Genomic DNA, 21,682 nt, shown 5'->3' with positions numbered 1-21,682 from the left:
CGCACGGTGTTCTCGCCGCTGCAGCGAATGATCGAAGTGGGTACGACGCGATGGCCAGGCACTCCTGTTCGCGCCGGGCTCTTCTACCGCGCCAAAACCCCATGGTGCCCCTCAACGTCATTGTCGGCGACTCCCTCGTGGCCGAGGCCTCCGACTACGGCGGTTTTCGGGACTCTGGCCGGACAGTATCGGTGGGTGGCGGAGAAGCCGATCGAGCCGATCGAGAAGCTTTTTCAGACCATCGGGGGCGGTGCGCTGACCGGCCTATTTGGATCGGTGGCTCGGCTACATGCGGGTGAGGAGAGCAAGCTGATCGACGTGCTTGCCGAGCTCCTGAATGCGGAGCATGTGCCCTTCATCCCGCACCTCGGCATAGGGATGCGGGGTGGCGGAGGCGGGCGGGTGCACCAGGCTGGACGTGGACTCGCCCGGGGTTAAGCAGTGGCGTAGCGATGTTGACCCGGCGACCGGGTTGAGCCCGGCCGTCGCCTACGAGGAGTACCTCTCGCAGCAGGTGGAGCGGTACCCGGAGCTCTCCCGGGAAGAACTCGCCAAAGTGGCGGCCTCCCAAGAGAGGAGCCAGAGCTCGCCCTCGTCCTGGGCCTGCACCTTGTTCAGGCAGCCGTTGAGGACCTGGTACTTGCTGAGCTTGCGGAGGCGACGCGCAGTGAATCCGTCGTCCATCTGCTCACGGCACCGGGGCTCTTCCATGTCCGGTATCCAGACCGTCACGGCGCCAGCGGCAGCAAGTGCATCTTTGCCATCAGCCCGTCACGGTGCAATCGCAGGCAGTTCAATGGTGGACAAGGACGCCTGTGCGTCCGCAGGACGGCAGGCGAACGGAGGCACCTCGGGCCGTGAAGATAAGCATCAGCGTCGAAGGGACGACCGACGACCGGGAGCTTGCCGACCTGTACCGATGGATCGCCAGAGATCACGTTCTGACGCGGCGGAACCGGATCTCGACCGCCATCGCGGCGCCCGCACCGGACGAGCAGGGCGGCGCCCTGGAGGCGATCAACGCGGTCGCGGGCAACGCCATCGCACTGAGCAGTCTCGTTGTCGCCGTCCTGGCCCACCGTAGGAACGGCTCTGCCGACAGCGGCCGGGGAACGGTCCGCATCGAACGCGACGGCATCGTGGTGTCGATCGAACCCGGCAGCGAGATATCGGCCGAAGAGATCATCGAGCTCCTGGCCCCTGAAACGCCTCCGGACGAGGACACTACCGGCGGCTCCCGGGCATGACCCCGCCACCGCGGCGGCTCTCCGACCCAGAGCATTCCCGGGTCGTGCTGGTCGGAACGGCCCGTTACCGCCATCTCCATGATCTCCCGGCCGTGGCCCGCAACCTGGAAGCACTCGCCTCCACGTTCACACAAGGCCCGTGGCGGCTGCCGCCCGAGAACTGCATCCAGCTCCTGGACACGGACGATCCGCGCGTCGTCCTGGACGCTTTGCACGCTGCCGCCACCGAGGCGACCGACACGCTGGTCTTCTACTACGCCGGTCACGGCCTCATCGATGAGCTCGGAGGCAGCAATCGTCATTTGCACCTGGCGCTGCCCAATGCCAGCAATGAACTCTTCCACCACGGCCTGGTCTATGACGACGTCCGGCGCCTGATGCTCAGCCACAGAACCAACGCCCTGCGGAAGGTGGTCATTCTGGACTGCTGCTATTCCGGGCTGGCCACCGCGCAGAGCGCCGCTGACGATCTGGGGCCTCTGACCGACATCCACGGCAGCTTTGTGCTTACCGCCACATCGGCGACCGCACCGGCGTTCTCGCCCCGCTACGAGACCTACACCACGTTCACCGGCGCCCTCCTGAAGATCATCAATGATGGCGTGCCCGGCGCTGGCCCCGTTCTGAACATGAAGACCGTCTTCGGCCACCTGACTCGCGAACTCCGGTCTCGTGCGCATCCCGAGCCCACGGCGATGAACATTGATTCCGGTGATGACATCGCCTTCTTGGCGAACGCCGCTCACCGGAGCCCCGCACGGTTTCGCGATCATGCCGGCGACGGCTCCAGCCAGGCAGAGGACCTCGAAGAGGCCGGTCGAGCGCCGTCCGGCTCCCCCGCCATGGGAACCGGGGCGCTCCCCGGAAACGCCGCGCCACCCGAGCCTGCGGAAGAGCCCGCTACCGCAGGCGCCGAACTCGTCGACTTTTGGGGTCCTCGCCTTGCCGATCTGGCCTTCAAACCCCTGATCGCCCTCTCTGACGCGGCGAAACATCTCACCAGATCGGCGACGATGGGCCCGACCCGGGCCGCAACCGATCCACCACGCCGCCCGATGTCCGACCGCAGAGCGTCGATCTACTTGGCCGCCGCATTCGTAGGAGTAATCGGGCTTTCCTGGGGAGTGGCCGTAATCGGCAAGGCCACGGCTGAGACCCCCCTGGCCAGCCAAGCGCTGAGCGGCCCTAGTCCGGTCATCAGGCCCAGGATGCCGAGCGAGTCCGCCGACGGCTTCACCTGGACGGCGACGGAACCGGTGAAGACCGACTTCCAGCCTGCCCCGACTCGGGCCACGCAGCTCCGCGGCGCCCTCATGGCCACCGTGCCCGCGGGATGCGAAGCCGAGGCATTGCGGTGGCGGATCACCATCGACGAGCGCCAGGTCGGAAGCGGCGTCATGAGGACCGGGAACGGACACCAGGTCGACACCCGCTACGATCTCGGCCGCACTCCGAAGCACATCGTCATCGCGGCCTGGTGGGACACCGACGCCACCTTCTGCGATTCCTTCAAACTGACGTGGCGAGACCCTCATATGCCGAACAACCTGCGATGGCCGTGGTAACCCGCACTGATCGCCAAGAGAGGGTTCAGCGCATCTGGTTCTCGATTCGGTGGCGGATTCGTGTCGCGGCGGGGTCGGCGAAGCCTGACAGTTCGTGCAGGGCGTCCGACCAGGAGGCGAGGGCTTCGACGCGGCGGTCGTGGGCGGTCAGGGTGGTGGCCAGGTTGTCGAGCGCGAGTGCTAACGGCCAGCGGTTGTCGCCATACTCGCGGAGGATGTCGACGGCACGGCGGTGGCATGTCTCGGACTCCTCCAGCAGGGCGAGGTCCCGGGCGGCTTCTCCGGCGCCGTCCCAGGCGAGGGCCTCGCGTACCCGGTCGCCGATCGTCCCCTGAAGGTCGATCGCCCGGCGGCAAGCCTGGAGGGCGTTGTCCGGGTCACCCGCCGCACGCTGCACTCGGGCCAGTTCCAGGAGCCAGTACCCCTCCCAGGTCGGATTGCCGTACCGCCGGGCGATCTCCACGGCCCGGCCCGCCGCGTCCAGCGCCCCGAGAACGTCGGCGCGGCCCCGCCGCACCATGCTGAGCAGCCGGAGCGCGTTGCCCTCCCCGCCGCGCTCCGCGCGCTCGCTGAACAGCGCCAGGGCGTGCCGGACCATCGGCTCCGCCCCGTCGAGGTCGCCTAGCTCGACGCGGGCCTCGCCGACGTTGGCCGCGAGGACCGCCTCCCAGTGCGCGTCGTGGAGCGCGCGGTAGACGTCCATCCCGCGTTCGAACATCTCCAGCGCCTCCCGCAGGCGCCGGCTCCGCAGGTGGACGAGGCCCAGGGCGTTCAGCGACAGCGCCTCTCCCTCCCGGTCGCCGGACTCGCGGCGGATCAGGAGCGCGGCACTGTGCGACTCCGCACCGCGTTCCAGCTCATGCGACTGGGTGTACGCCATGCCGAGGCTCTCCAGCAGCTCCGCCTCGCCCTGCCTGTCACCGGCGCTGCGCGCGGCCTCCAGGCCGATCCGGCTGGTCGTCACCCAGTCCTCGAACGGGTTGAACCGCATGTAGATGTTGCGGAGCACCACCGACAGTTTCCACGCGTGCTCGGGCAGTTCGTTGTCCGCCGCGTCCCGCGTCGCCGCGACCAGGTTGGCGCGCTCCCGCTCGTACCAGCGGACCGCGCCGTCGTAGGAGTCGAACTCCAGCGGCTCGACGCCCTCCTCGGCCCGCGGCAGGGAGACGTTTCTCTCCTGCGGGTTGATCCAGGTCTGTGCCGCGTCGGCCGTGTAGATGTACCAGGTCAGCATCCGCCGCACCGCCCGGTTCCGGTCGTCCTGGCGGTCCTCCCGCCTGGATCTGTCCATCGCGTAACTCCGCAACAGCTCGTGGAACTGGAAGCGTCCTCCCGGCCCCGGTTCGATCAGGTGGGCACTGGCCAGCGCGTCCAGCGAGCGCCGGGTCTCGCGGGGCCCCGCCCCGGCGAGCGCCGCCGCCGCGCCCGCGCCGAACTCCGGGCCGGGATGCAGGGACAGGGCCCTGAACAGGGCCGCGGCCTCCGCCGGCAGGGCCCGGTACGACCACGTGAACACCGCCCGGATGGCGTCCGCGTCGTCCGCCTCGTCCGGCTCGTCACCATGTGCGGGCGGATCCAGCAGGCCGGACTCGCTCCGCAGCTCCGCGATCAGCTCGCCGAGCGGTGTCCACGGACGGGCCGCGACGCGCTCGGCCGCGACGCGGAGGGCCAGCGGGAGGCGGGCGCACACGTGCGCGAGCTCGGCGAACCGCGACTGCTCGTCCAGGCGGGACGCGAGGCCGGCCTCGCGCAGCAGCGCGACCGCGTCCTGCTCCGGCAGGAGCCGCAGCGTGATCCGGCGGGCCCCGTCTCTGGCGACCAGGCCCGGCAGCGTTCCGCGTCCGGTCGCGACGACAGCGCAACCGGGAGCGCCGGGCAGCAGCGGCCGCACCTGCGCCGGGGTCGCCACGTTGTCCAGCACGATCAGCATCCGGCGCCCTGCGAGCAGCGACCGGTACAGCGCCGCGCCCTGGTCCACCTCACCGGGGATCGCCTGCCGGGCGACGCCGAGCGCGGTCAGGAAGCCTTCCAGGACGCGCAGCGGGGTGACCGGCTCCCCCGGGTCGTGCCCGCGAAGGTTCACGTACAGCTGGCCATCGGGGAAGCGGTCCTGCCGCGCGTGCGCCCAATGCACGACGAGCGACGTCTTGCCCACTCCGGCGGTGCCGACGACCAGCGTGATCGGGTTCTGGTGGTCACCGTCGAGCCCCTGGTCGAGCAGGCGCAGCTCCGCCGATCTGTTGACGAAACCGTGCACGTCGCCCGGTAACTGTCTGGGCAGTGGAGCGGCACGGGCTCGGTGGACATGAACGCCGCCGCTGATGTCCCGCGCCTGGACGACGTTCCCGACGGTGGCGGCGGACAACTCGGCGCGGGCGTCCTCCCCGGACATCGGTCACCCGGTGAGCGCGTTCCGGCGGGGTGGTGGCAGGTCGGCCACCCTGCGCCGGAAGAACGACTCCATGGTTTCGGCGCCACGGAACAGTTCGCTGGTCAGCTCCGCGGCGTCGGCGACCAGTTCGGGTGCCGAGAACCGGACGGCTCCGTCCAGCGCGCCGGACTCGTCGTAGCAGACCCGGTACAGCGTGGACGCACCGAGCGTGACCAGCTCCGGGAGCGGCCCGGACCGTTCGTACCGCGCGACCGCTTCGGCGTCGGCCACCCGGATGTCCTCCCCGCACTCGGCCCGCAGCCTGAGCAGGTGCAGCTCCCATTGCAGGTAGGGCGTGAGCGGCTCCTGCACCACCCGCAGACGGAAGAGGCGGATGCGTTTCCGCACGGCCTCCGCCATGAAATCTTCCAACCATTCTCGTTCGTCTTCCAGCAGCCGCAGGGCGGTGCTCCACTCGCCGCGAGCGAAGGCGTCCCAGCTCGGGAAGCCCGGCTCAATGAAATGCTGGGCACGTTCGAGCTTCCAGGACGCCTCGCCCTGGATCGTCCATTGTCGCGCCCGGAAATCGCGCCGATATTCCTCGAGGGACAGCCGTTCCCCGAGTGAATCGTCGAGACGGGTGAGGTCAGGCATCGGGGATGTCGTGTTTTGCGGCGATGAGAGTGCTGCGCGGGATGATCACGATCCGCTCGTCCGCCGCGACGGCGGCGCCTTCCGGCAATCTGGGCAGGTAGGCGCGGGTGAGGTCCCTGCCGATCACCGCGACGTCGCCGTTGTCGAGCTCCCAGATATCCGGGCATCCGTCTCGTCCGCCGGTGTTTCCCAGCTCCTGCGCCGATTTCCCGAGACGCCGGTGAAACGACGCTGAGACATCGGCTTCCGATGATCGATTCATGACAGCCAATCCACAGACAGAGACATCGACGTAAAAAATCTATGCGGACACAGACGTGATGTCAAGGAACCTACATCAATACGTTGCCGATTGATGCTCCCATCAAAGGACAACTGATCAGCAACTGACAGGCACGGTCCAAAGTGACGCAGAACAAGATCGAATGGAGGTTGTACAGGCCCATTTTGGGACCACCATCGGCCAGGTCGGTCAAGCCTGGCCAAACCCGTTCACATCGCCGAGACGGACTCGACGGGCCATGTCCCTGGCCGGGTCGTTCGGGCCCGGTCGCCCGAGTGGTGTTCCGGCCGCCGGCCGACAGGCGGGAAGACGGAGGCCGCCGTCTTCCCGCTGCTGACGCGGACGGCCTCGGGTTCCGGGGCCCGGTCTCGCTGATCTACGTGGCCTCGCTTAAGGCTTTGCTCAACAATCTTTTGCCGCGTCTGGAGACCTGCACCGGCCGGCGCCGCTGGGTCTGCGGGGTTCGTGTCGTCGTGGTGGACGACGTGCACGCCTCCGCCGGCGACGTTGAGCGACCTGGCCGATCTGCGCGGGGCGGAGATCGTCCTGGGCGAGCCCTGCCGCTTCATGCTCTAGGGGAAGCGTTCGCGGAGGGTGGGGAGGAGGTCTGCCTCCGCCCAGGTGCGGAAGTCCTTCTGGTGGTCGGGGCCCGACTGGCAGAAGGAGATGTGGGTGAAGCCCGCGTCGGCCCACTGCTGGACGGCCTGGACGTAGTCGTCCACGTTGTTGCCGCACGGGACCGACTTGGCGACGTCCTCGGGGCGGACGGTCTGTGAGGCGGCCTCGAAGTTCACCGGGCCCGGCAGCTCGGCCATGACCTTCCAGGCCGGGGCCGAGAACCTCCAGATGCGGTGGGCGCGGCGGACGCATTCGTCGTAGTCGTCGCCGTAGGCGACCGGGATCTGGCCGTAGACCGGTTTGCCCGCGCCGCCCTCCTTGTGGAAGAGGTCGACGACCTTGCCCACGGGCTGGTCGGAGATGAGGGCGTCGGCGTGGCGGGCCGCGAGGCGGCCGGCGCGGGGGCCGTAGGCGGCCATCCCGATCTGGACGGGACGGTCCGGCAGGTCGTAGAGCTTCGCGGAGTCGACGGTGAAGTGGCGGCCCCGGTAGTTCACGTAGTCGCCGCCGAAGAGCGCCCTGATGATCTCGACGGCCTCCTCGAACATCTCGTGCCGGACGTCCACCGACGGCCAGCCGCGCCCGACGACGTGCTCGTTCAGGTTCTCGCCCGAGCCGAGGCCGAGCGTGAAGCGCCCGTCGGACAGGACGCCCATCGTGGCCGCCTTCTGCGCCACCACGGCGGGGTGGTAGCGCATGATCGGGCAGGTCACGAACGTCATCAGCGGGATGCGGTGGGTGGCCTGCGCGAGCGCGCCGAGCACCGACCAGGCGTAGGCCGAGTGGCCCTGGTCCTCCAGCCACGGGAAATAGTGGTCGGAGATCACCGAATAGTTGAAGCCGGCCTCCTCCGCCTCCACCAGGTCGGCGATGAGTTGTTTCGGCGGTGTCTGTTCGCAGAGCAGCGTGTATCCGAATTCCATGCGGGCTCGCCTACCCCTCCGGACGCGTCGAATGGTCAAGACATGGTCAGGACAGGTCTCGTTTCGGTATCGAAAGAGATCCGCCCGGCGGTCTGAGAGATCGGCTCGGCGGTCAAAGGGATCAGCTCAGTATCCGAGCAGATCGACCAGGTCGTCGGCGTGTTCCTCTTCTTCTTCGAGGATGTTCTCCATCAGCCGGCGGGTGGTCACGTCGCCATCGCCGAGCCAGCGGATGATCTCCTGGTAGGACTCGATGACGATCCGCTCGGCGACGAGGTTCTCCTTGAGCATGCCGGTCAGGTCGCCGTCGTCGAACGTCTCGTAGGTCGTGTGGGAGCGGGTCGCGAGCGTCTCCGGGTCGAAGTCCGGCTCCCCGCCGAGCTGGTTGATCCGCTCGGCCGCGCGCATCGCGTGGTCGCGCTCCTCGTCCGCGTGCTCGCTGAACTCGGCGGCGACCTGCGCCCGGTCGATCCCGGTGGCGCTGATGGCGTGCCGGGAGTACCGCATCCAGCAGACGATCTCGGTGGCGAGCACGTCGTTGAGGACGCCGATGACCTGGTCGGCGCTCCGGCGATATCCCTCCGTCACCGGCCCGTCCGCCATTTTCTGCCGGGCGCGGTCGCGGATCGCCGCCACGTCGATGCTGAAGCTGTTGTCGGCCATTCCTGTCCCTCCTGGTCAGCACGCGACGTAGGGCCCCCTACCCGCCCCGCGCGCGTCATGCCGTCCGGGTGATCGCCACGGCGAGCCGCGCGCGCCCTTAGTTGGCCACTGAGAGTGACATCTGCTATACGTAGAGCTACCTCGCTTCGACCTGATGCGAGGAAAGGGACATCCGGTATCCACCTTGAGATCCGGGCGTGACAAGGAAGAAAAGGAACCACATGAAGTCCTTCAGCTACACCGAACTGGACAGGCTGGCCGGCGAGGTTCTGCCGGAGCGCGCCGTGCTGTCCACCCTTCTCGTCGGTGGCGGCGACGACGACAACGACAACGACAACGACAACCACAACTTCAACCTCGACCACGGCAACGGCCACGGCAACGGCGAGGGCCACACGGTCACCAACAGCGCCTGCTCCGGCAACTCCAACCAGCCGCAGATGGGCCTCCTCAGCCTGTGGCAGACCTCGCCGGCGGCCAACTCTCAGATCTGCTCGCCGACCCAGACCGCGCTCAACGGCTGACCTCAGGTCTGACGTCGCAGGCTTCGGCCTGCACTGGAAGGGCTGGCGTTCGTGCGCCAGCCCTTCCCCCATCTCGTGGATGAACATGTTGTTAACGAGATCCCGAAAGGGAGCCATGAACCCTCAGAAACTGACGTACAGCGACCTGGACCGGCTCGCGGGCGAGGTTCTGCCCCGCCGGTTCGCACTGTCCGGCGGCGGCGACACGGTCGTTGCCTACGCCTGCCAGGCGACGTACTCAGCGGGCACTACCGGGCTGCTCGGGACCGGGCTGGGCGCCCAGGCGCCGTACTCCACGCTGACCTGCGTCCCGGCCACCGTCGTCCAGAACGACTGATGGGCACCCCTGCCGAACCGGCTGTGGACGGCGCCGTGCCGCCTCCCCCGTCCCTCACGCTGCCCGCCCTCGCCGAGGGCGCCGAACTCGTCGGCGAGTTCAAGAACTCCGGCTACCGGGAGCCGCCTCAGCTCGTCCGGCTGCCGAACGGCCAGCTCGTCCGGCTGCCGCCACTGCTGTTCTTGGTCGCCAGGGCACTGCACGAGCACCGGGATCTAGCGGACGCGGACGTCACGCGGGCCCTGGACCGGGTCGCCGCCGCGGTCAGCGAACAGGCAGGCGCGCAGCTCACCGCCGAGCAGGTCGTCTATCTGGTCGACCACAAGCTCGGCCCACTCGGCGTCACCACCTACAGCGACGGCACGCCGGCGCCGGTGGTCAAGGCCGACCCCTTCCTCGCGCTGCGGTTCCGGGTCGCCGTGTTCCCCGAGTCCTTCACCTGGTTCGTCGGCGGCCTGTTCAGCTGGCTGTTCCGGCCCGTGGCGATGGCGGTGATGGTGATCGCCTTCCTGGTCGGCGAGGCCTGGCTGCTCACCACCCGGTCGATTGCGGAGGCGCTCTCCGTCGCGATCCTGAACCCGGTCAGCATCTTGCTGGTCATGGGCCTCGGGATCGCGTCGTGCGCGTTCCACGAGGTCGGGCACGCCACGGCGTGCCGGTACGGCGGCGTCCGGCCCGGCGTCATGGGCTGCGGCATCTACATCGTCTGGCCGGCCTTCTACACCGACATCACCGAGTCGTACCGGCTCAGCCGGGGCGGGCGGCTCCGCGCCGACCTCGGCGGCGTCTACTTCAACGCGATCTTCATCGTGGTGCTGACGCTGGCGTACCTACAGACGGGATTCGAGCCGCTGCTCGTCGCCGTGCTGTACGTCAACCTGGAGATCATCCAGCAGCTTCTGCCGACGCTGCGGTTCGACGGTTACTACATCATGTCGGACCTGATCGGCATCCCCGACCTGTTCAAGTACATCGGGCCGATCCTGCGCCGCACGCTGCTGCGCCGTCCCGCCGAGGCGCCGTTGAACGACCTGAAGCGGTGGCCGCAGGTCTTCGTCACACTGTGGGTGCTGACCGTCGTCCCGGTGCTGGCGTTCCAGCTCGGCCTCATCGTCAGCCAGGTCCCCTCGCTGGTCGCCAAGGACTTGGAGATGATGCGGCGGCTGGCGTCCGCCGCCTCGCACGGCGCCGGGGCACTCGAGCTGGTCACCGCCGGGTTGCAGATCTTCCTGCTCGCGCTGCCGCTGGCCGGGGTGGCACTGATCCTTTACGGAATGGGCCGCCGGCTGGTGCGGTGGGCCGTCCGTTATGTGCAAGGCCCCACATCAAAGCCGATGCCGGGCGGCTGATCAGCGCCGGAGCGCGAGCCGGGCACCCCATGCCGGGGGTCCCGGCTCGCGCCGTCATGTCTGCCGCATCGGTTCCGTGAAGTCCTCGGGCGGCGCGTGCTGGCCGTGCCATTCCAGGAGCAGGACGGTGGCGTCGTCGTCCAGGCGTCCCGCGTGGTGTTCCAGGATGCTGTGGACCAGGCGCCGCAGCGTCTCGGGGACGGGCATCCCGTCGGCCTCGCGCTTGATGATGAAGTCGGTGAACCGCTCCAGGCCGAACTCCCGCTTGTCGGGGTCGCGGGCCTCCACGATGCCGTCGGTGTAGAGCAGGACGCGGTCGCCCGGCTGGAGCTGCTCGCTGCACAGCTCCGGGACCACCCCGAGCCCCGTGCCGAGCGGCGTGCCCGGACGGCACTCCAGCGTGCTCACCCAGCGCGCCCCGCGGATGACCACCGGCTCGGGATGGCCGTGCGCGATCCAGGACACGACGCCGGACTGGAGGTCGAGCTCCATCAGCAGGGCGGTGACGAACCGCGGGTCGCCGTCCTGGCCGAGCAGCGCCTCCTCGATCGCCTGCCCCGTCTCGACGAGGTTCGCGCCGTGGAGCCGGGCGTTGCGGCAGGCGGCGATCGCGAGGCTGGCCGTCAGCCCGGCGGTGGTGTCGTGTCCCATCGCGTCGAAGATCGCCAGGTGCACGGTGTCGCCGGCCAGCGCGTAGTCGAAGGTGTCGCCGCCGAGCTTGTAGGCCGGTTCCAGCGCGGCCCCGATGACGACCTGGTCGTTGGCGAAGGTCATCGGAGGGAGCAGCCGCCACTGCATCTCCGCGGACACCGTCATTTCCCTGGTGCGCACCAGCCGGGACAGCGAGTCGCTGTACGGCCCCTTGCTGACGATCATCAGCGCGACCAGGCCGGCCAGGTACTCGGCGTCGTCCTTGGCCCGGTCGTCGTCCTGCCGGACGGTGGTCCTGAGCACCCCGATCCGCTCGGACCCGTCGAGGATCGGCAGCCAGTAGTGGCAGGTCCCGTCGTCGAACATCTGCCCGGTCACCGGTTCCACGGTCTGGAACGCGCGGCCCGCGATGGTCCCCTCGACCTTCAGTTCGGCGGCCTCCGGGCCCGGGTCCTGGGCCGCGTCCTGGCCCTTGCCGGTCAGCAGCCGCAGGACGGTCTGCTGCAGGTCCACCATGTAGATCACCGTGTCGTGCAGGCCGGCGTCGGCGGCGTGCCGGGCCACCGCGCCCGGCAGCTGCTCCATCGACATCAGGTGGCTGGCCGCCACCAGCTCTCTCAGCATCGGTCGCCGTCCCGCGTCGTCCGATCCCTGCCCGGGTCCATTCGAGTCGGCGTACCCGCTGCGGCCGCAACCTATGTCTCGGACGACGGACCAGGTCAGGTGCGGGACCGGGAGGGCGGACCAGGTCAGGTGCGGGACGGGGAGGGCGCGCCGGGCAGCATCGCGACGATCTCCGGCTTCAGCAGGTCGCGGACGGTCGCGTACGCGGCCCCGAAGTTCAGGTTGCCGCAGCCGTCGCTCCCGCCCGCGAGGTAGGAGAGCTGGAACTCGGCGGGCGTGAAGAAGGCGCTCAGGAACGGCGGGAGCGCCTGCGCGCCCGGGGCGTCGCCCTTACGGGGGAAGAAGTCGGAGCGCTCGAACCTTCCGTCGGGGCTGCAGTCGTCCCAGCGGCGCTCACCGGGGACCGGGTGCTGCGCGACGAGCGAGCGGATCCGGGCCACTCCCGCGCCCGTCAGCGCTTCGGGACGGAACACGTCGGTGTTGGTGAGCCTGCGTCCGGTGCGCAGGTCGACGGTGACGGTCTCGCCGCCGGGCGACCCGTCCGCCTGCTGGCACCAGTCGGAGACGTGGAAGTAGCGGACGGACACCAGGCGCGGGCCGCGGAGCCCGAGCCTCGTCTCCGCGCCCAGCTTCCAGGGTTTCCCCTTGCAGTCGATCCTGGTCGTGCGCGCCATCTGGATGAGGCGGTCGAGCGGGGCTCGCAGCGCGGCGTTGATCCGGCGTTCCAGGGCGGGATCCTTCAGGCCGCTGACGGTCGGGTACCGCGTGTTCTGGATCTCGATCGTCGCCCGGTCGCCGGTGAGCGTCCGGTTGTCGGCCGCCATGGCGACGACCGCGACGGGCTCGGGCGGCGGCTCCGTGCTGTCCCGCGCGACGTAGACGCCGCCCGCCGTCGTCGCGACCACGGCGGCACCGGCGGCGGCCAGACCGGCCTTCCCGGCGGTGGTGGCGAGGAACCCCTGGCTCACGGACGCGCCCACGGTGCCGCCCGTCCCGGCGGTGCCCGCCGCGCTCGCCGTTCCGGCCGCGCCCGCCGTCCCCGCGGTGGCGGCCCCCGCGCCCGGGACCGCGAGCGCCGCGAGCGGGAACAGCGCGGCCAGCGCGACCGCGGCGGCGGCCAGCGCGCGCAGGCCGCGCCGCTCCCAGTCGCTCCCGTACGCGGCGACGGCCGCGGACTCCAGCATCGTCACGAAGGAGGCCGCGCCCAGCGGCCGCTCCCCCGGGGTCTTCGCCATGCCCTGCACGACGAGCGGGCGCAGCGGCTCCGGCACGTCCGCCACGTCGACGGGCGCGGTGAGGTGCTGGTTCATCAGCGCCGCCCGCTCGGCCGCGGCGAACGGGCGGCGTCCCGTCACGCACTCGTAGAACACGCAGGTCGCCGCGTACACGTCGGTGGCGGGCGAGGACGCCTCACCGCGCCACTGCTCCGGCGCCATGTACACGGGCGTCCCGGCGAACGACCCCTCCCCGGCCAGGACGGCGACGCCGAAGTCGACCAGCTTGCTGAGCCCGTCCGCCTGGACCACGACGTTCGCCGGCTTGTAGTCGCGGTGGACGACCCCGACGGCGTGCGCGGCGGCGAGCCCGAGCAGCGACCCCTTCAGGACGAGCAGCGCCGCCTCCGGCGCGAGCCGCCCGTGCTCGCGCAGCACCTCCTTCAGCGACGCGCCGTTGATCGCCTCCATCACGATCGCCGCGCCGTGCTCGCTCTCCGTGAACCGGTAGAGGCGCGCCACGTACGGGCTCGTCAGCCGGCCGAGCATCTGCGCCTCGGACCGCAGCGCCGCCACGGCCTGCGGATCGCCCTGGGCCAGGTACTTGATCGCGACGGGCGTCCCCGACTGGGTGTGATGGGCGAGGACGACACGTCCCTGCGCCCCGCGTCCGAGTTCGCGGTCCTCGGTGAATTCCGCCAGCCGCCAGTCCATCCCGCGCTCCTCGCACATCCTCGTTCGTGTTCCACAGGACGCTGACGCCACTGCGTAAGGAAAGGTTCGCGGATCGTTCTCTGTTTGCCCAGGGGGGCGACCCCCTGGAACCCCCGTCACGGTCGACGGGCCGTGCGGCCTCCGGCGCGGAGCGCCTCCGGCCGCACGACCCGTGCCCCCCGCTGATGTCCCCGCATCCGGAAGCCCACGGGGCGTCCGAAGGCACAGGTCACGGGGCCGGCTTATCGCCTTCTGCCGAATATTCCAGAAAGCGCTGCCATGAATTGCCGGAGGGGATTGTGCTAAAACCCGTCTGAGGTTCGCCGACGCGGAAGGAACCCCATGGGCGCAGCGGAGGCTCTCGGCCGGGTGATCGACACGGAGCGCTATCCGCTGGCGGCTCCCGGCGGTAGCGGATGGAACGCCGTCGTTTCCCGGACCAGGGACGAGCTGGCGCAATCGGGATGCTGCGTGCTGCCCGACTTCATTCGCGCCCCATTACGGGACGCGCTGCGCGCGGAATGCGCGGCGATCGCGCCGGACGCGCATTATGACGTCGAAACCGTCAACGCCTACAACATCGACATCCGCACCCCATTACCGGACGATCACCCCGGACGTATCACGGTCCAGCGGGGCAACGCGTTCGTCGCACGCGACCGCGTCCCGGCGGGCTTCATCGTCCACCTGCTGTATTCGAGCGGGCTCTTCCAGCGGTTCGTGGCGGACTGCTTCGGGCTGCCGCGCGTGCACGAGCTCGCCGACCCGCTGTCGGGGCTGTGCCTCAACGTCGTCAACCCGGGGATGGAGCACCCCTGGCATTTCGACACCAACGAGTTCACGGTGAGCCTGCTGACGCAGGAGGCCGAGGGCGGCGGTGTGTTCGAGTACTGCCCGGGCATCCGGTCGGCGGAGTCGGAGAACTTCGCCGACGTCCGCCGGGTGCTGACCGGGCGGGGCGGCGACCTCGTCAGGCGGCTCCCGCTCCGCCCCGGTGACCTGCAGCTTTTCCGGGGACGGTACGCGCTGCACCGGGTGAGCACCGTCACCGGGGACACGGCGCGGCACACGGCGATCTTCGCCTACAGCGAGCGGCCCGGGGTCGTCGGCAGCGTCGCCCGGACGCGGCAGCTGTTCGGCCGCGTGCTGCCCGAGCATCTGGCGGCGGAGGGACGCGCCGTCCGGGTCGACCGACTGCTCGACTGACCCGTGCCCCACCGACTCGGAGGATCTGCGTGCGCGTCGACACGACCGGGAAGCTCTCGTTCGGCCACATCTACACGCGGCCCGATCCCCGCGCCTACTTCTCCACGCTCCGCGATCTCGACTACCACATCCCGGAACTGGCCAAACCGCACTTCCGCGCACTCATCGCCGAATACCGGGAGGCGCATCGGGTCCCGGTCCCGACCGTTCTGGATATCGGCTGCTCCTATGGCATCAATGCGGCCCTGGTGAAATACGGCATCACCATGGGCGACCTGTACGATCTCTACAGCGGCCGCGACGCCCATCGGCACACGCGCGGAACGCTGCTGAGCCGCGATCGGAAGTTGGTCCGTTCCCTTGAAAGTGAATGCCGTGTGCGGTTCCTCGGCCTGGACGCATCGGAGCAAGCCCTTTCCTATGCGCTCGAAGCCGGTTTCCTGGACGGCGCCGTCCACGCCGATCTGGAGAACGGCGACCCGACCGGCGAACAGCGCGCGCGGCTCGCGGAGACCGACCTGGTCATCTCCACCGGCTGCCTCGGATACGTCACCGAGCGGACCATTTCCCGGGTCGCCGCGGCGCACGGGCGACGCCGCCCGTGGATGGCGCATTTCGTGCTGCGGATGTTCCCGTTCGACGCGGTCGAAGGCGCCCTCGCCGCCGCCGGGTACGAGACCGTCCGGCGCGGCGGGCTGTTCAGGCAGCGGCGGTTCGCGACGCCGGAGGAGCGGTCGCTCGTCCTGGACCGGCTGTCGGACGTCGGCGTCGACCCGTCGGGCGTGGAGACCGGCGGGTGGTTCTACGCCCAGCTCTACGTTTCACGCCCGACCGACCATTGACCGACAACGAGGATCGAATTGAACGCCAGCGAAGAACTCTCGTCCCGCACCTTCGGCAACGAGGCCGGCCTGCCGCGCGTGCCGCTGCCCACGCTCGACGCGACGTGCCGCCGGTTCATGGAGTGGTGCGCGCCGCTGCTGACCGCGGACGAGCGGGCGAGGACCGAGGCCGCGCTGGCCGACTTCGCCGCCCCGGACGGGCCCGGCCGCAAGCTGCACGCGGCGCTGGAGCGCTATGACGCGTCCGAGGGCGTCCACAGCTGGCTCGACACGTTCTGGCCGTACCGCTACCTGGGCCGCCGTGACCGGATCGCGCTGAACGCGAACTTCTTCTTCCTGTTCAGGGATTCGGGCGAAGAGCAGGTGGAGCGCGCGGCCGGGCTCATCGCCGGGGCGCTGGACTACAAGCTCCGGCTGGACGACGAGCTCGTCCCGCCCGCCGTGCAGCGCGGGCGCCCGCTGTCGATGGTGCAGAACAAGTTCCTGTTCTCCACGACGCGCATTCCGGGCGTCGAGCAGGACACCGTCCGGGCCCCGTACACCGACGAGTGGCCGGGCCCGTCGCAGGCACGCCATATCGTCGTGTTCTACCGCAACAACATCATCCGGATGGACGTGCTCGGCCCCGGCGGGCGCCCGCACGCGCTGGACGAGCTGACCGCCGGCCTCGGCACGATCATGAAGGCGGAGACCGCGCCGGAGCCGTCCGCCGGGCACCTCACCACCAAGGCCCGCGCCGAGTGGGCGGAGAGCCGCGCGGCGCTGCTCGCCGCCGATCCCCGCAACGCGGAGGCGCTCGACGCCGTGGAGACGGCGCTGTTCTGCGTCTGCCTGGAGGACTTCGAGCCGAAGAACACCCTCGACGCCTGCGACCACCTCCTGCACGGCGACAGCGGCAACCGCTGGTTCGACAAGGCGCTGTCGTTCGTCGTGTTCGCGGACGGGACGGCGGGCGTCAACGTCGAGCACTGCGGCCTCGACGGCACCACGATCCTCGGCTTCGTCGACGCGCTGCTCGGCACGCCGCCCGCCGTGGTCGCGCAGCGGTCGGGCGCCAAGTCGCAGGGGCTCCCCCTCATCGAGCCGATCGAGTTCGTCCTGGACGGCGGGCTGCGGCGCGACATCCAGGACGCCGCCTCCTCCTTCGCCGCCTACAGCGCGGCGACCGCCACCACGACCGTCTCGTTCGACGGCTTCGGCGCCGACGCGATCAAGCGGCTGAAGATGTCGCCGGACGCGTTCGTCCAGATGGCCTACCAGCTCGCCCACAAGCGCGCGAAGGGCTTCGTCGGCGCCACCTACGAGTCGATCGCGACCCGCCAGTACCGCAACGGGCGCACCGAGGCGATGCGCGTCGTCACCCCCGAGGTGCTGCATTTCGCCGAGCTCATGGACGATCCCGGCGCGGGCCGCACGATCCGCCGGGACGCGTTCCGCGCCGCCGCCGACGCCCACGTCAAGCGGGCGAAGGAGTGCCAGGCCGGGCAGGCGCCCGAGCAGCACCTGTGGGAGCTGCAGCTGATCCACGAGCGGCGCGGCGCCGAGCTGGGCGTCACCGGGCCGCTGCCGCTGTTCGACTCGCCCGGCTGGCTCGTCATGCGCAACGACTACCTGAGCACCAGCTCGGCGCCGTCCGCGAACATCCGGTACTTCGGTTTCGGGTCGACGAGCGAGCAGTGCATCGGCGTCGCCTACGTCCTGCTCCCGGACCGCTTCAACGTCTACCTCAGCACCCCGCATCCGGTGGCGGGCGCGATGTTCGCGTTCGCCGAGCGTCTCCGGGAGGCCGTCCACGAGCTGCACGACCTGCTCGTCTGAGCACGACCTGCTCGTCTGACCGGCTCCCGGTCTAGCGGCCGGGCCTCGCGGGACGGTGGACCCGCCCCACCGGGTACAGCCAGCGCCGGAACAGCCTGCTGAGCGCCGGCATGACGACCACGGTGAGCAGCGGGACCACGATCACCGGGAACGTCAGCGCCTTCAGCGGCAGCGGCCACGACGTCGCCAGCGGCGTGACGAACCCCTGCAGCAGGAGGCTCAGCGGGTACACGGCGACGAACGTGACGGCGATCATCTTCAGCTTGGACGGCGGCGGGACCGACTCGCCCGGCAGGCTGAACCACGTCTCCAGGCCCGTGGTGTTCCGCAGGTGCTCGGAGGCGATCCCGCGGACCCGGTCGATCCACTCCGCGCGCTCGCCGGACGCCAGCCACCGGTCGAGCCCGTCCCGGTCGGCGAAGTTGACCACGGTGTAGTACCGGTGCCGCGACCCTTCCGCGCGCAGCCAGGTCGCGCCCCGGTGCCCGGGGAAGCGGGTCGCGACCCGGTGCAGGCCCTCCGCCCATTCCTCGAAGTCGCGCTCCCGCCCGGGCCTGACGTCCCAGGTGATCACGATCGTGACGGGCTCGCCGTCCCCTTCCTCCATGGACGGACTCTCACCCGTTCCGGCACGTCCATTCACGTCAGGTCGTCGCGAGTGCCTCGGTGGGGCTGAGGCGGGACGCCCTGATCGCCGGGTAGAGCCCGGCCATCGCGCCGATGACGAGGGTGGCCGCGATGCCGCCCGCCACCGCCCACGCCGGGATGACGACCGGCCAGCCCTGGTAGAGCGCGTAGATGGCCGTCACCAGCGACCCGATCACCGCGCCGCCCGCGCCGCCCAGCGCGGACAGCAGCAGCGACTCGGCGAGGAACTGGGTGCGGATCTGGCCGCGGGTCGCGCCGAGCGAGCGGCGCAGCCCGATCTCCGAGCGGCGCTCCAGCACCGAGATGACCATGGTGTTGGCCACCCCGACACCGCCGACGAGCAGCGCCACCGCGCCGAGCCCGAGCAGCAGCCCGGTGAACGCCTCGCCCGCCGCCTTCCGCGCGGCGAGCGCGTCCGACGGGCGGGACACCTCCACCTCGTTCGGCGCCGCCGGGTTCGCGGTCGCGCCGAGCACGTCCCGGACGTCCTCGACGCTCGCGTCCTGCGACCGGGTGTAGATCGTCGTCGGATGCCCGTCGAAGCCGAGCCTGGCCTGCGCCGCGGGCCAGCCGACCAGCGCGGCGGTGTCGAGCTCGGGGGCGAGCGGCGCCGGGTCGAGGATGCCGATGACGGTGAACCAGCGGCCGCCGATGAGGACCTGCACGTCGGGGGCGGCGTGGCCGATGCCGAGCCGTTCGGCGGCGGCCGATCCGAGGACGGTCGCGGGGTAGCTGCCGGTCGCGGCGTTCAGCCAGGTGCCGCTGCGCAGCCGCGCGCCCGTCGCGTCGCGCAGGTCGGTGCGGGCCGCGTAGGCGGCGATGCCCTTGGTCTCGGTCTCCGGCATCTTGCCGGTGCGGTAGACCTTCGCGTCGTCCAGGAGGGCGATGGACGAGACCTCCTGGACGGGCGCGATGCGTTCGACCATCGCCTCCGATTCGAGCGGGAGCTGCGCCTCCTCGCCGGTCAGCGTGTTGCCGGGCGAGACGGTCAGCAGGTTCGTGCCGAGCGCGGCGAGGGCCCGGTCGAGGTCGGCGCGCGACGAGGACGACACCCCGACGACCGCGACCATCGCCGCGATCCCGATCGCGATGCCGAGCGCGGACAGGAACGCCCGCATCGGGCGCGTCCGCAGCCCGACCGCGCCGACCCTGACGACGTCGCCCGGCCACATCCGCGCGGGCTGCAATGACACGGCGGCGCGCGTCCCGGCGGTCACAGCGACGCCCCGGTGAGCGCCGTGTCGTCGACGACGAGGCCGTCGCGCATCCGGACCTGGCGGGGCAGGCTCGCCGCGATCTCCCGGTCATGGGTGATCACCACGACGGTGGTGCCGGCGGCGTTCAGCTCGCGGAGCAGCGCCATCACCCCCTCGCCGGACGACGAGTCGAGCGCGCCGGTCGGCTCGTCCGCGAGGAGCAGCGCGGGCTCGCCCGCGACGGCCCGCGCGATCGCGACGCGCTGCCGCTCGCCGCCCGACAGCTCGTGCGGCCGGTGGTCCAGCCGGTGGCCGAGCCCGACGCGCTCCAGCGCCGCCGCGGCCTTCCGGCGCCGCACGGCCGGGCGGAGCCCGGTGTAGAGCAGCCCGTCCGCGACGTTGTCGAGCGCGAACGTCCCGGCGGCCAGGTGGAAGTGCTGGAAGACGAACCCGATGCGGCTCGCCCGCAGCGCGGAGAGCTTCGCGTCGGGCAGCCGTCCGACGTCGTGCCCGTCGATGTGGACGGTGCCCGACGTCGGCCGGTCGAGGGTGCCGAGGATGTTCAGCATCGTCGACTTCCCCGACCCGGACGGCCCGACGATCGCGACCAGCTCGCCCGCGCCGATGTGCAGCGACACCCCGGCCAGCGCGCGGACGCCGCCCGGGTACTCCTTCGTCACGTCCCGCAGATCGATCATTTCGGTACCCCCACGAGGACGCCCTCGGCGATGCCGGGCCCGGAGACCTCGACCTTCCCGTCCGCGAACAGGCCCGTCTCGACCGGCACGTACGACGACGCGCCGCCCTTGACGACCTCGACGCCGAACCCGCCCTCCCGCAGCGCGACCAGCGCGGACACCGGCACGGTCAGCACCCCTTCGCGCTCCCCGGCGGTGAACGTGACGTCGACGGACGCGAGCGCGTACCCGGCGGCGGCCTTCTTCGCCTCCGCCGAGCGGAGCCAGATGGTGACCTCCACCTTCGTCGCCGGGTCCTCGCCCTGCTCGGCGGGCTCGATGACCGTCGTGACCTCGTCGATCTTGGCGGTGACGGTCTTGTCCTCCGGCAGCGTCACCTCGACAGTGGCGCCCTCCTTCGCCATCCGCTGGTCGGCGGTGTCGAGCTCGACGGTCACGGCCTTCGCGGTGCCGGTGTAGTCGAGGACCTTCTTGCCGGGCGCCGCCGGTTCGCCCGCGTTCGCCTGGACGGTGTCGACCCGGACGGCGCCGTCCGCGAACGCGACCCGCCCGAGCTCCACGATCCCGGTCTCGGCGACGCCGATGTCGTCCTGCCATTCCCGGACGGCGTCGGCGGTGTCCTCGGTGTACTCGTCGTCCACGGTGAAGCCGTCGTAGCCGAGCGCGCTGAGGTTGGCCTCGAACCGCTTCACGTCGGAGCCCTCCGTGCCGGGGCGGAGCGGCCGGTACGACGGCTTCGACCCGTACATCAGCACGACCGGGGCGCCGTCGACCTCGTACAGCTCGTGGCCGCGGGTGATCTCGTCGCCGCTCTCGGGGAGCCTGGTCAGCGTGCCCTTCGCCTGGGTGGTCACCGTGTGCGTCGGGCCGTGGCCGAGCTGCCCGTCCTCGGTCTGGGTGTCCTTGAGCGTCTGCTTGGTCACCTTCGCGGTGGCGGGCGGCAGGCCGGTCGCCGTCCCGCTCCCCTCCCCGCCGCCGTCGCCGAGCGCGGCCACGGCGCCGACGCCGCCCGCCGCGACCAGGACCGCCGTACCGAGCGCGATCTTCAGCCGGGGCCGACGGCGGCGGACCCGGCGGGCCCGCTCCTCCTTCGGCGGGGCGGGCTCCACGGTGACGTCGCCCGTCACTTCCGCCCGCCCTGGAGGATGTCCTGGCACTTCTGCTGCGCGGGTTCGAGGTCCGGGTCGTCCCCGACCGTGTTCTTGTCGATCATGATGCCGCGCTGGCCGGGCTTCGGGTCCGGGAACTTCTCGACGCCGTTCTGCCGCATGCACTCGGCGAACTTGCGGCCCCGCTCCTGCTGCTGCGGATCGGGCGCCCCGGTGGCGTTGGCCTGCGGGTTGTACTGCCGGCACGCCTCCATCGCCTTGTCGACGGTCTCCTTCGGGATGTCCTTGATCTTGAGCTGGATGCCCTGGCCGGGTTTGGGGTCGTCCATGTGGACGCCGTTCTCGCGCATGCACTGCGCGAACTTCACGCCCATCTCGTCCGGGCTCAGCTTCCCGCCACCGCCGCCCCCGGCCGCGCCGGTCTGCTT

At 70.5% G+C, this 21,682-nt stretch carries 22 protein-coding genes; 9 read left to right on the top strand and 13 right to left on the bottom strand.

All coding sequences use genetic code 11. The features are described from left to right. Positions 1–195 precede the first annotated feature (195 nt). Positions 196–438, top strand: coding sequence for a hypothetical protein (locus E1264_RS18050; RefSeq protein ID WP_132174940.1), 243 nt, complete (start codon positions 196–198; stop codon positions 436–438). Positions 439–489: 51 nt separating this feature from the next. Here the strand turns inward: E1264_RS18050 and E1264_RS18045 are convergent, their stop codons facing one another. Further along, positions 490–711 carry a hypothetical protein gene (locus tag E1264_RS18045; protein WP_132174938.1) on the bottom strand — a complete coding sequence of 74 codons (222 nt, stop codon included), beginning with the start codon at positions 709–711 and terminating at the stop codon, positions 490–492. A gap of 146 nt (positions 712–857) precedes the next feature. On the opposite strand from E1264_RS18045, the gene E1264_RS18040 reads away from it, so the two are divergent. Continuing rightward, on the top strand, positions 858–1,247 hold the full coding sequence (locus tag E1264_RS18040) for a hypothetical protein (RefSeq protein ID WP_132174936.1): 390 nt from the start codon (positions 858–860) through the stop codon (positions 1,245–1,247). Positions 1,248–1,291: 44 nt separating this feature from the next. Next, the gene (locus E1264_RS18035) at positions 1,292–2,812 is read left to right on the top strand and encodes a caspase family protein (RefSeq protein WP_165964228.1); all 1,521 of its coding nucleotides are present in this window, start codon (positions 1,292–1,294) and stop codon (positions 2,810–2,812) included. Positions 2,813–2,837: 25 nt separating this feature from the next. Here E1264_RS18035 and E1264_RS18030 read toward each other — a convergent pair whose 3' ends face one another. The 5 genes from E1264_RS18030 to E1264_RS18010 all read right to left on the bottom strand — a co-directional run bounded on the left by E1264_RS18030 (position 2,838) and on the right by E1264_RS18010 (position 8,324). Then, positions 2,838–5,204: a tetratricopeptide repeat protein gene (locus E1264_RS18030; RefSeq protein ID WP_132174932.1), complete on the bottom strand. Its 2,367-nt coding sequence runs from the start codon at positions 5,202–5,204 to the stop codon at positions 2,838–2,840. Positions 5,205–5,207: 3 nt separating this feature from the next. Next, the gene (locus tag E1264_RS18025) at positions 5,208–5,837 is read right to left on the bottom strand and encodes a DUF6879 family protein (protein ID WP_132174930.1); all 630 of its coding nucleotides are present in this window, start codon (positions 5,835–5,837) and stop codon (positions 5,208–5,210) included. Further along, entirely contained in the window at positions 5,830–6,099 is a 270-nt protein-coding gene (locus E1264_RS18020; protein WP_132174928.1) for a hypothetical protein, read from the bottom strand. Before E1264_RS18020 ends, E1264_RS18025 begins: the two co-directional genes overlap by 8 nt. Before the next feature lie 593 nt (positions 6,100–6,692). Further along, entirely contained in the window at positions 6,693–7,661 is a 969-nt protein-coding gene (locus tag E1264_RS18015) for a TIGR03557 family F420-dependent LLM class oxidoreductase (RefSeq protein ID WP_132174926.1), read from the bottom strand. Positions 7,662–7,787: 126 nt separating this feature from the next. Further along, the gene (locus tag E1264_RS18010; protein ID WP_132174924.1) at positions 7,788–8,324 is read right to left on the bottom strand and encodes a DUF892 family protein; all 537 of its coding nucleotides are present in this window, start codon (positions 8,322–8,324) and stop codon (positions 7,788–7,790) included. Positions 8,325–8,545: 221 nt separating this feature from the next. Between E1264_RS18010 and E1264_RS18005 the strand changes: the two genes are divergently transcribed. From E1264_RS18005 to E1264_RS17995, 3 genes are all read left to right on the top strand, one after another. Beyond that, positions 8,546–8,848, top strand: a complete 303-nt coding sequence (locus E1264_RS18005; RefSeq protein ID WP_132174922.1) for a hypothetical protein — start codon at positions 8,546–8,548, stop codon at positions 8,846–8,848. A gap of 115 nt (positions 8,849–8,963) precedes the next feature. Further along, a complete protein-coding gene (locus E1264_RS18000; protein WP_132174920.1) occupies positions 8,964–9,185 on the top strand; it encodes a hypothetical protein in 222 nt (73 codons plus the stop codon). Further along, entirely contained in the window at positions 9,185–10,534 is a 1,350-nt protein-coding gene (locus E1264_RS17995; RefSeq protein WP_243710998.1) for a hypothetical protein, read from the top strand. The genes E1264_RS18000 and E1264_RS17995 overlap by 1 nt, the downstream gene beginning before the upstream one ends. 54 nt (positions 10,535–10,588) lie before the next feature. On the opposite strand, the gene E1264_RS17990 is transcribed toward E1264_RS17995, so the two are convergent. Together E1264_RS17990 and E1264_RS17985 are read right to left on the bottom strand one after the other, a co-directional pair. After that, complete coding sequence (locus tag E1264_RS17990; protein WP_132174918.1) at positions 10,589–11,809, bottom strand: PP2C family protein-serine/threonine phosphatase; 1,221 nt, start codon at positions 11,807–11,809, stop codon at positions 10,589–10,591. Positions 11,810–11,934: 125 nt separating this feature from the next. Then, the gene (locus E1264_RS17985) at positions 11,935–13,737 is read right to left on the bottom strand and encodes a serine/threonine-protein kinase (protein WP_165964227.1); all 1,803 of its coding nucleotides are present in this window, start codon (positions 13,735–13,737) and stop codon (positions 11,935–11,937) included. Positions 13,738–14,079: 342 nt separating this feature from the next. Here E1264_RS17985 and E1264_RS17980 point away from each other — a divergent pair, with 342 nt between their 5' ends. The 3 genes from E1264_RS17980 to E1264_RS17970 are packed head-to-tail and all read left to right on the top strand — an operon-like array spanning position 14,080 to position 17,603. Further along, positions 14,080–14,943: an arpA protein gene (locus E1264_RS17980; RefSeq protein ID WP_132174914.1), complete on the top strand. Its 864-nt coding sequence runs from the start codon at positions 14,080–14,082 to the stop codon at positions 14,941–14,943. 29 nt (positions 14,944–14,972) lie between these two features. After that, positions 14,973–15,785: a class I SAM-dependent methyltransferase gene (locus E1264_RS17975; RefSeq protein WP_132174912.1), complete on the top strand. Its 813-nt coding sequence runs from the start codon at positions 14,973–14,975 to the stop codon at positions 15,783–15,785. Positions 15,786–15,803: 18 nt separating this feature from the next. Beyond that, the gene (locus E1264_RS17970) at positions 15,804–17,603 is read left to right on the top strand and encodes a choline/carnitine O-acyltransferase (protein WP_132174910.1); all 1,800 of its coding nucleotides are present in this window, start codon (positions 15,804–15,806) and stop codon (positions 17,601–17,603) included. 31 nt (positions 17,604–17,634) lie between these two features. Here the strand turns inward: E1264_RS17970 and E1264_RS17965 are convergent, their stop codons facing one another. From E1264_RS17965 to E1264_RS43440, 5 genes are all read right to left on the bottom strand, one after another. Beyond that, on the bottom strand, positions 17,635–18,210 hold the full coding sequence (locus tag E1264_RS17965; protein WP_132174908.1) for an antibiotic biosynthesis monooxygenase: 576 nt from the start codon (positions 18,208–18,210) through the stop codon (positions 17,635–17,637). A 37-nt stretch (positions 18,211–18,247) separates the two neighbouring features. After that, on the bottom strand, positions 18,248–19,423 hold the full coding sequence (locus tag E1264_RS17960; RefSeq protein ID WP_132174952.1) for an ABC transporter permease: 1,176 nt from the start codon (positions 19,421–19,423) through the stop codon (positions 18,248–18,250). 41 nt (positions 19,424–19,464) lie between these two features. After that, complete coding sequence (locus E1264_RS17955; protein ID WP_132174906.1) at positions 19,465–20,145, bottom strand: ABC transporter ATP-binding protein; 681 nt, start codon at positions 20,143–20,145, stop codon at positions 19,465–19,467. Continuing rightward, positions 20,142–21,272: a peptidoglycan-binding protein gene (locus E1264_RS17950; protein ID WP_207935991.1), complete on the bottom strand. Its 1,131-nt coding sequence runs from the start codon at positions 21,270–21,272 to the stop codon at positions 20,142–20,144. Before E1264_RS17950 ends, E1264_RS17955 begins: the two co-directional genes overlap by 4 nt. Beyond that, positions 21,269–21,682, bottom strand: a 414-nt coding sequence (locus E1264_RS43440) for a hypothetical protein (RefSeq protein WP_165964226.1), incomplete at its 5' end; no start/stop codon positions are given. The genes E1264_RS17950 and E1264_RS43440, both read right to left, overlap by 4 nt.

It is taken from the genome of Actinomadura sp. KC216 (genome assembly GCF_004348535.1).
Lineage (GTDB): Bacteria > Actinomycetota > Actinomycetes > Streptosporangiales > Streptosporangiaceae > Spirillospora.
This window is presented reverse-complemented; position numbering and strand designations above follow the sequence as displayed.